Below are 9,596 nucleotides of genomic sequence, written 5' to 3'. Positions count from 1 at the left end.
GTGCCAGGCGCTCAGGATGTCCGGGTAGTCCACCCGGTTCGAAAGCCTGCCGTCCTGGGCGCCGGCCCACCAGGCGTGCCAGTCGTGCAGGACGGCGATGTCCGTGGTGATGTGCCGGCCGGTCACCTCGGAGGCGATCCGCTCCAGCTCCGCGCCGAGCTGCTTGACCTCCTGGTGGGTCCGCCCCTCCTCCCCGGCATGGCTGACCATGCCGGAGTGGAACTTCTCCGCGCCCTGCCGGGACTGCCGCCACTGGAAGTAGCAGACGGCGTCGGCGCCCCGGGCCACGGCCTGCAGGGACCAGAGCCGGTTGAGACCCCGGGGCTTGGGGTGGTTCACGCCCCGCCAGTTGACGGGCCCGGCGGCCTGCTCCATGAGCATCCACGGCCCGCGCGCCTGGGAGCGGGTCATGTCCTGGACGAGGGCGCCGCTCTGCGCGCCCAGCGGGTCACGCGGATCGGGGTAGACGTCGATGGAGACGACGTCCTCCTCCTCGGCCCAGCGCCAGGCGTCCTGGCCGATGGCCAGCGACGTGAAGTTCGTGGTGACCGGCAGGTGCGGGGTGTGGCGGCGGACGATGTCCCGCTCGGCGACGTAGCACTCCAGGAGCATGTCGGAGGTGAAACGCCGGAAGTCCAGTACGTGCGTGGGGTTGCGCAGGTAGTGGGGCGAGCGGGGTGGCAGGATGCCGTTCCACGTGTCGTAGCCCTGGCTCCAGAAGGCACTGCCCCAGGCCTCGTTGAGGGCACCGAGGGTGCCGTACTTGTCGCGCAGCCAGCGGCGGAAGGCGGCCGCGGCCTCGTCCCCGTAGTCGAAGGTGCAGTACTCGTTGTTGATGTGCCACATCGTCAGGGCCGGGTGGCCGCCGTAGCGGGCGGCGAGGTCCTCGGTGATGGCGGCGGCGTAGCGCCGGTAGGCGGCGCTGGAGTGCGAGAAGTGCTGCCGGCCGCCCCACCACTCGGTGCGGCCGTCCTCGGTGACGGGCAGGGTGTCGGGGTGCAGCCGGCCCATCCAGGGCGGGGGCGAGGAAGTGGGGGTGGCGAGGACGACGCCGATGCCGTTGTCGTGCATCAGGTCCATCAACGTGTCCAGCCAGCCGAACTCCCGGGCGCCTGGCTCCGGTTCCAGCTTCGACCAGGAGAAGACGCCGAGGGTGACCGAGTTGACCCCGGCCGCCTTCATCAGCCGGACGTCCTCGTGCCAGGTCTCCTCGGGCCACTGCTCCGGGTTGTAGTCGCCGCCGAAGAGCAGACGGCCTCGTGTCGCGTCACTCAGGGCGGGCCTGAGGTAAGACGTGCTCATGACATACCTCGGTCTTTACGAAGGGGAAGGTCGAGCTGGGCATCAGCCCTTGACGGCTCCGGTGAGCATGCCCTTCTTGAAGTGCCGCTGGACGAAGGGGGAGGCAACCGCGACGGGGATCAGCGCGAGGACCATGACGGCCATCTGCAGCCCCAGCGCGGAGAGTTGTCCCGTGCGCACCGCCTGCTGGAGGCCGGTCGGCGCCTCGGTGTTCTTCTGGACCAGTTGGATGAGCACGTTCTGCAGCGGCAGCATCTCCTGGTCGGTGAGGTAGATGGAGGCGTTGAACCAGGAGCTCCAGTAGCCGACCGCGTAGAACAGCGAGATGACGGCCAGCACCGCACGCGACAGCGGCATGATGATGGTCAGCAGGATGCGCAGGTCGCTGGCCCCGTCGATGCGGGCGGACTCGGTGAGTTCGGGCGAGATCCCCATGAAGAAGGCCCGCAGGACGAGGATGTTGAAGACACTGACCGCGCTCGGCAGGACCAGCGACAGATAGGTGTCGGTGAGGCCCAGCGACTGCACCAGAAGGTACGTCGGAATGAGCCCGGCCCCGAAGAACATGGTCGCCAGCATGGTCATCAGGAAGAACCGATGGCCCAGACTCCCCGGCCGGGACAGCCCGTAGGCCGCCAGCACCGATACCGTCATCGAGAACAGCGTGCCGAAGAGCGTGACCCCGACCGAGACCATGATCGCCCGGCTGACCTGGCCACCGCTGAGCAGTTCGGTGTAGTTGACGAAGGTGATGCCCTGGGGGATCACGACGAGGCCGCCGGCCCGGTCGATCACGGGTTTGGGAGAGAGGCTGGTGACGATCACGATCCACAGCGGACCGAGCACCCCCAGGCAGCAGAGCAGGAGGAAGCCGCTCTTGGCGGTGAGTCCCGCCTTGCTCGGCGGCTCCTCCCACGTGGGGCGGGCGGGAGCCTTGAGACTGCGGATGAGCTGCGTGTCGAGGCTCATTTCTTGTACACCCCCTGCTCGCCCAGCAGGTGCGCGAACTTGTTCGCGCCCAGGACGAGACAGACTCCGATGAGTCCCTTGGCCAGGCCGACCGCGGCCGCGTAGCTGAAGTCCCCGTTCTGGATGCCCATGTTCCACACGTACGTGTCGAGGACCTCGCTGGCTCCCGCGCCGACCGCGCCCCGCTGGAGCAGGAACTGCTCGAAGCCGACGCTCAGCGCGTCTCCCACCCTGAGGACCAGCAGCAGGGCGATCACCGGGCGCAGCGCGGGCAGCGTCACGTGCCACATGCGTCGCCAGCGCCCCGCACCGTCCATGGCGGCTGCCTCGTACAGATCGGTGCTGACGGCGGACAGGGCCGCGAGGAAGACGATGATCCCCCAGCCGGCGTCCTTCCACACGGCCTGCGCGGTGACCAGGTACTTGAAGAGGTCCGCGTTGGTCATCAGGTCGAAGCCGCTCCACCCGTGCTCCGCCAGCGTCTGCGCGATGATGCCCGCGCCGCCGAAGATCTGCTGGAACACGGTGACCACGAGGACCCACGAGAAGAAGTGCGGCAGATACATGATCGCCTGCGCCACGGCCCGCACCCGGGGCCGGATCACGCTGTTGATGACCAGTGCGAGGGCGATGGGGACCGGGAAGAACAGCACCAGTTGGAGCACGAACAGGACGATGGTGTTCTTCGTGGCGCTCCAGAACAGCGGGTCGTCGAACGTCCGCGCGAACTGCTCCACGCCGACCCAGGGGCTGTGGAAGATCGCCGTGATGCCGTTGCTCGAGACGTACGGATCGTAGTCCTGGAAGGCGACGACGTTACCGAGCAGCGGGACGTAGTTGAAGAGCAGCAGCAGGACGATGACGGGCAGGGTCATCAGGATGAGCGTGCGGTCGCGGCGCAGCCGGATCCGCCAGGGAACCTTGGCGGCCTTGCTCATCCCTCGCGGCGCCCGCGCCTTCGCCGCGACGGTGGTGACCGCGGCCGTCGGCTCCTCGACGGCCTCGGGGGCACGGGTCCCGTCGGGCCGGCTCCCGGCCGTGATGGACATCAGTTGCCGCTGCCGTTCTTGTCGAGGAGTTCCTTGTACCAGTCGCGCAGCTTGTCGCCGCCGGAGGACCTCCAGGTGGAGATGGCGGCCTGTACGTCGGACATCTTCTTGTTGCCCCGCACGTAGTCGATCTGCAGTTGCTCGTGCTGGCTGGCGAGATTGGCGTACTCGGCCGGCTCGACGATCTTCATGCCATAAGTGGAGGTCTTCTTCATGAAGGCCCCCATCCGCTGCTGCCACTCGACCTGTTTGCGGGCGACGTCGGGGAAGTCGGGGTGGGCGAAGAAGGGGGCCGGGGCCGCCAGCATCGTCCAGGCGTTGATCACCTCGGAGTTGCCCTGGTCGTTCTTGACGGGGACGCCGTCCTTGACCGTGTAGTGGGTGCCCTCGACGCCGTAGTCGACGAGCATCCGCTCCTTGGTGCCGTAGGGCGCTGCCGCGAAGTTGGCGGCGGCCAGCGCGTTCTCCACGGTCTCCTTCGAGGCGCCCTTGCGGATCATCGACCAGATGGTGGCGGGCGAGGACGCGTACAGCGTCGGGTTGCCGCCGTCGGCGCCGAAGATGTCCATGGCGTCGATCCGGAAGTCCGGGTTGGCCCTGGCCTGTTCGGCGGTCTTGTTGTACCAGCCGGACAAGTCGCTGGCGAAGACCAGGATCTCTCCCGCGGTGAAGCGCTGGCCCGCGTCGCCGGAGCGCGCGCTGTCGTCGGGATGGACCACGCCGGCATCGAAAAGCTTGCGGGTCCACTCCAGGGCCTCGAGGTACTCGGGCCGCTCGATGCCGTACCTCAGCTTGCCGTCGTCATCGATGTTCCAGCTGGGGCAGGCGCCGAAGATGCTCCCCGAGACCCAGCTCATGTCACCGCAGGCGTACACCTTGGCCTTGGCGCTGGTGGCGTCCTTGGCCCAACCGACGAACTCCTCGGCCGACTTGGGTACGGAGTAGCCCTTCTTGTCGAAGAGGTCCTTGCGGTAGTAGGGCACGATGAAGCTCGCGGGGGCGACGGGCATCGGAATGCCGCGCAGCGCGCCGCCGATGACCCCCATGCGCCAGGAGTCGGACGGTATCGCGGCCAGGTTCGGATACTTCTTGACCTTGTCGCCCGACAGGTGGGGGCCGAGGTCCATGAACTTCGCGCTGACCGCGTTCGCCATCTTGCCGACCAGTTCCCAGTCGGGCACGACCACCATGTCGGGTATGGAGCTGGAGGCGAGGACGGCGCCGAGCTTCTGTCCGTACGTGTTGCCGTCCTGGTTCTGCCAGGTGACCTCGGTGCCCGCCGCCGCGTCGACCGCCTTGTAGTACGCGCACCCGGACTTCGGCGGGGTGCCCCAGAGCGGGGACATGATCGTGAAGGGAGCGCCGGTGCCGAGCTTGTCCGGGACCGACGTGGCGAGGGCCGCGAGCTCGACCTTGGCGGTGTAGCCGTCCGCCGAACCGTTCTTCGACGGGAGGTCCGGCTTGGCTACCGTGCTGGCGACGTGCGTCGGCAGCAGCTTGTCGGCGGACTTGCCCGACGTGGCGCCCTCTGGCGGCCTGCTGTCCGAACCACGGTCCGAACCGCCGCAGGCGGTGAGCAGCGGCATGCCCCCGGCCACCGCTGCGGTGGCGACCGCCGTGGAGGCGAGGAAGGTTCTCCGGCTCGGTCCGGAGGGGGCGGCGTTCGGCGTCATTGCGTCAACCCTTCATGGCGCACCTGGACATCCGGCGGCGGGCCGTCGGCTGCGGTGTCGTGACTGGAACTGACTGAGCTGAAGCGGACATCCGACCACTACGACGTGATACACAGTCGAAGCGCTTCGATGTTTCAGTGAGGTTAAGTGAACACTGAGGGGTGCACAAGGGTCGCTTCCAAGATTCCTCCGAGGTCTAAAGTCGCTCTCTATAAGCCGACTTGAGGCGAGGATGTCGATCTCTTGACACCTACCCTGCCGGCTGATGAGCATCGAAGCGCTTCGAACGAACTTGCCGCTCCACCTCAAGGGGATCCCACGTGTCCGCACAACCGCCGCACACAGCACCGCCCTTCCGCGATCCGCAGCTGCCTTTCGCGAAGCGCATCGACGACCTTCTTTCGCGGCTCGCCCTCGACGAGAAGATCGGATTCCTGCACCAGTTCGCGCCCGCCGTGGAGCGCCTCGGCGTCGCCGCGTTCCGCACCGGCCAGGAGGCCCTGCACGGCGTGGCCTGGATGGGTCCGGCCACCGTCTTCCCGCAGGCGGTCGGCCTGGGCGCGACCTGGAACACGGATCTCGTACGACGGGTCGGCGAGGCGGTGTCCAAGGAGGCCCGGGCGATGCGCGCCCGCGACGACCGCGTGGGGCTGAACGTCTGGGCCCCGACCGTGAATCTGCTGCGCCACCCTCTGTGGGGCCGCAACGAAGAGGGCTACGCGGAGGACCCGAAGCTCACCTCGGCCATCGCCACCGCCTACACGCACGGCCTGCGCGGCGAGCACCCGACGTACTGGCGCACCGCGCCCGTCCTCAAGCACTGGCTGGCCCACAACCACGAGACGGGCCGCGACGTCACGTCCTCCTCGGTCCGCCCGCGCGTCCTGCACGAGTACGACCTCCGCGCCTTCCGCGAGACGGTCGAGGCGGGCGCCGTGGCCGGAGTGATGCCGGCGTACAACCTGGTCAACGGCCGCCCGAACCACGTCTCGCCGTATCTGCGCGAGCATCTGCGCACCTGGACCGACGAGGAGCTGATGGTCTGCTCGGACGCGGGCGCCCCCTCCAACCTGGTGGACTCCGAGCACTACTTCGACACCCACGAGGAGGCGACGGCCGCCGCCCTGCTGGCCGGCGTCGACAGCTTCACCGACCACGGCACCGACAGCTCGAAGATCACCGCACGGGTCCGCGGCGCCCTGGAGCAGGACCTGCTGACCGAGTCGGACATCGACGCGGCGGTCCGCCGCCAGCTCTCGGTCCGCTTCCGCCTCGGCGAGTTCGACCCGGAGCACGACCCGCACGTGCTCACCACGGAATTCGACACGCCGGCCCACCGGGCCCTCGCCCAGGAGGCGGCCGAGCAAGCCGTCGTGCTGCTCAAGAACAGCGGTGACCTGCTGCCGCTCGCGTCCGGCACCCGGATCGCGGTGGTCGGCCCGCTCGCCGACGAATGCAAGCTCGACTGGTACAGCGGCACGCTCCTGCACCGCAGCACGCCGCTGGCGGGCCTGTACGAGCGGTTCGGATCGGAGCTCGTGCAGTTCGCGGAGGGCGTGGACCGGATCCTGCTGAAGACCTCGGCAGGAACCTTCCTGCACGTCCCCGGGGCGGACGCCCACGACGAGGTGCGCGGCGCCGAAGGCGCCCTCGACCCGGCCCTGCTCGCGGGCCGGACGGACCTGCCCCCGCTCACCACCGGCGCGACCGGCACCGAGTTCTCCCTCATCGACTGGGGCGGGGGCGGGGGCGTGCTGACCCTGCGCGCCCCCGACGGCCGCTACCTCTCCGTCGCCGGGGACGGCCGTGTCCGAGCCTCCGCCGACCAGCCCGGAGGCTGGGTCGTCCAGGAGACGTTCCGCCTGGAACCACACGAGAACGGGCACCTTCTTCGGCACATCGGTACGGGTCACCACCTCTCTGTCGCCGCCGACGGCCTCAAGGTTGCCGACGGGAACGGGGAGACCTTCGAGGTCGTCGTCGTCGAACGCGGCGAGGACGCGGTGGACAAGGTCGCCTCGCAGGCGGACGTGGTCCTGGTGGTCGCCGGCAACGATCCGCACATCAACGGACGCGAGACCGAGGACCGTACGACCCTGGCCCTCCCTGCCCACCAGGAGCGGCTCCTGCGCGCGGCCCGCGCGGCCAACCCGAACATGGTGCTGGCGCTGGTGTCGGCGTACCCGTACGCGGTCGACCACGCGGAGGTGCCGGCGCTGCTGTGGACGGCCCACGGCGGCCAGGCCGCCGGCACCGCCCTGGCCCGGATCCTGGCCGGCGACGTCTCCCCCGCCGGCCGCCTCCCGCAGACCTGGTACGCCGACGACCGCGACCTGCCCGACCTCCTCGACTACGACGTGATCGGCGGCCGCCAGACGTACCTCTACTTCGAGGGCACGCCTCTCTTCCCGTTCGGGCACGGCCTGTCGTACGCGTCCTTCTCCTACGAAGGCCTCACGACCCGCGTCGACGACGGGACGCTGCACGTGTCCTTCACGGTCGGCAACACCGGTGACGTCGCCGCGGACGAGGTCGCCCAGCTCTACACCCGGGCCGTGGAGCCGTCGGTGCCACGGCCCCGCAGGGAACTGGCCGCGCACCGGCGTGTGGCGCTCGCGCCCGGCGAGGTCACGGAGGTCGCCTTCCGGGTGCCGATGTCTGCCTTCGCGTTCTGGGACGTGGCGCAGGGGCGTCAGCGGGTGGCACCGGGCTCCTACGAGATCCTCGTCGGAGCCTCCAGCGAGGACATCCGCCTGGCCCGGGCGGTCGACCTCGACGGCGAGCCGTCCGCCCCCCGCGCGGTCATGGCGCGCGGCCTGGACGCGGTGGACTTCGACGACCAGAGCGACACGGAGATCGTGGACCGCACGAAGACATCGGGTGACTCCGTCGCCCCTCTGGCCGGCCGGCGGGGCGAGCTGGTGTTCCGTGACTGTGACTTCGGAGAGGGGGCCGCCGGGATAACGGTGGATGCCGCGGGTGAGGGTACGGTCGAACTCTCGCTGGGTGACGGTCCGGTACTGGCGGTGCTCACGCTTTCCCCGCGTACGGCCGGACCCCACGGCTACGCGACGGTGAGCGCCCCGGTCGTCGTGGCGGCCGGTGTGCACGAGGTCCGCCTCGGACTGCGCGGCCCGGTGCGGCTCGCGGGCGTGGCCTTCTCCGCCTGAGGTCGTACCCCGTGAGCAGGGCACGGGACGGGGTGGCGTGCCCTCGGCACGCCACCCCGTCGCCCTCAGCCGGTCTTGATCAGGTTCCAGTTCTGCGCGGGGCCGCCGTTGGCGGACCACTGGATGACCGGGTTTCCGTCCCCGCTCGCGTAGCCGTTGTCCAGCACCTTTCCGCTGTGCCGGCCGGCCAGCCGGAACGCACCCCCGCCCAGCGCGGTGACCGCCCACTGCTGCCCCTGACCGCCGCTGTCGGTGCGCTGCGCCATCACCGCGCCGTCAGAGGTGCTGCCGTTGTCGTCGAGGGCCTTGCCGCTGCGGACGCAGAGCAGCTTGTAGTAGCCGTGGCCCAGGTCGGTGACCGTCCACTGCTGCGAAGCGCCTCCGTTGGGGGTCCACTGGATGACCTGGCCGCCGTCCGTGGTGGTGTTGCCATTGTCGAGGGCCTTGCCGCTCTGAGCGCTGACCAGCCGGTAGACGCCATTGGCGAGGACCGACGGCATGCCGCTGACCTCCACGCAGACCACGGAGTCGTTCGCGTTGGGCGCCGTGGGCGGCACGCTGACGTTGATCTGGCCGCCGCTGACCGTGTAGGAGAGCGAGACCGAGGGATTGTTCATCAAGTAGACCCGGCTGATCGTGTTGTGGACCTCCGGGATCTGCAGGGTGCCGCCCGTCGGCCACGTGAAGACGTGGGCGAAGAGCTTGCCGTTCTTCTTGGTGATCCGGCCCCAGGACGGCTCGGCGGCGAAGGGGCTGCCGCTGGTGCCGTGGATGCTGTCGGCGTGGACCGCCATCCAGGAGGCGAGCCCGCCCAGTACCGTCGTCGCTCCGGCGGTCACGGTGCCGTCGCCCTTGGGGCCGATGTTGAGCAGGTAGTTGCCGTCCCGGGAGATGACCGTGACCATCTCCTGGACGATGTCCTTCACGGGCCGGTAGCTGTTCTCGGCCCAGTCGGTGTAGCCCCACTGGCCGTTCATGGTGGCGCAGGTCTCCCACGGCCGGTCCAGCGGCGCGGCGGGCACGGTCTGCTCCGGGCAGGCGAAGTCACCCAGGCCGAGGTCCCGCTTGACGCGTTCGTTGACGACGAGTCCGGGCTTGCGGGCCACCAGCCAGCCGTAGAGGTCCTCGCCGTCGGCCTTGGTCCACCAGTCGGTGAGCGTGGGGCCGGCCGGGTTGGCGCACCAGTCGCCGTCGAACCACAGGAGGGCCGGGTCGTAGCGGTCCAGCAGTTCCTGCAGCTGGGCCTTCATGTCGTTGATGTAGGCGGTGCGGGCGGTCTGCGAGGACATGTCGGAGTAGAGGTTGTTCCGGTTGATGGTCTGGGAGGGGTGGCTCCAGTCCAGGATCGAGTAGTAGAGCCCGAACTTGACGCCCCGCTTCTCGCACTCGGTCTTCAGCTGGGCCAGCAGGTCGGGCTGGTAGCCGTTGTAGTC

At 69.2% G+C, this 9,596-nt stretch carries 6 protein-coding genes; 1 reads left to right on the top strand and 5 read right to left on the bottom strand.

The features are described 5' to 3' along the window. The 4 genes from ACFV0Q_RS32330 to ACFV0Q_RS32315 all read right to left on the bottom strand — a co-directional run. The coding region (locus ACFV0Q_RS32330) for a beta-galactosidase (RefSeq protein ID WP_385010191.1) at positions 1-1,302 on the bottom strand (1,302 nt) is incomplete at its 3' end. Between the two features lie 42 nt (positions 1,303-1,344). Then, positions 1,345-2,271, bottom strand: a complete 927-nt coding sequence (locus ACFV0Q_RS32325; protein WP_385010189.1) for a carbohydrate ABC transporter permease — start codon at positions 2,269-2,271, stop codon at positions 1,345-1,347. Continuing rightward, the gene (locus ACFV0Q_RS32320) at positions 2,268-3,320 is read right to left on the bottom strand and encodes an ABC transporter permease (RefSeq protein WP_385010187.1); all 1,053 of its coding nucleotides are present in this window, start codon (positions 3,318-3,320) and stop codon (positions 2,268-2,270) included. The genes ACFV0Q_RS32325 and ACFV0Q_RS32320 overlap by 4 nt, the downstream gene beginning before the upstream one ends. Then, positions 3,320-4,993 (bottom strand): extracellular solute-binding protein, encoded by a 1,674-nt coding sequence (locus ACFV0Q_RS32315; RefSeq protein ID WP_385010185.1) that lies wholly within the window; start codon positions 4,991-4,993, stop codon positions 3,320-3,322. The genes ACFV0Q_RS32320 and ACFV0Q_RS32315 overlap by 1 nt, the downstream gene beginning before the upstream one ends. Positions 4,994-5,313: 320 nt before the next feature. On the opposite strand from ACFV0Q_RS32315, the gene ACFV0Q_RS32310 reads away from it, so the two are divergent. Further along, positions 5,314-8,163 (top strand): glycoside hydrolase family 3 C-terminal domain-containing protein, encoded by a 2,850-nt coding sequence (locus ACFV0Q_RS32310; RefSeq protein WP_385010184.1) that lies wholly within the window; start codon positions 5,314-5,316, stop codon positions 8,161-8,163. Positions 8,164-8,228: 65 nt separating this feature from the next. On the opposite strand, the gene ACFV0Q_RS32305 is transcribed toward ACFV0Q_RS32310, so the two are convergent. Continuing rightward, a partial coding sequence (locus tag ACFV0Q_RS32305) for an alpha-L-fucosidase (RefSeq protein WP_385010182.1) occupies positions 8,229-9,596 on the bottom strand: 1,368 nt, incomplete at its 5' end.

The sequence above is a fragment of the Streptomyces sp. NPDC059564 genome, from assembly GCF_042735575.1.
Classification (GTDB): domain Bacteria; phylum Actinomycetota; class Actinomycetes; order Streptomycetales; family Streptomycetaceae; genus Streptomyces.
This window is presented reverse-complemented; position numbering and strand designations above follow the sequence as displayed.

Bases quoted from the DNA above. Each gene is read 5' to 3' on its own strand.
- ACFV0Q_RS32315 (WP_385010185.1), bottom strand. From the start codon at position 4,993: ATGACGCCGAACGCCGCCCCCTCCGGACCGAGCCGGAGAACCTTCCTC.
- ACFV0Q_RS32325 (WP_385010189.1), bottom strand. From the start codon at position 2,271: ATGAGCCTCGACACGCAGCTCATCCGCAGTCTCAAGGCTCCCGCCCGC.
- ACFV0Q_RS32320 (WP_385010187.1), bottom strand. From the start codon at position 3,320: ATGTCCATCACGGCCGGGAGCCGGCCCGACGGGACCCGTGCCCCCGAG.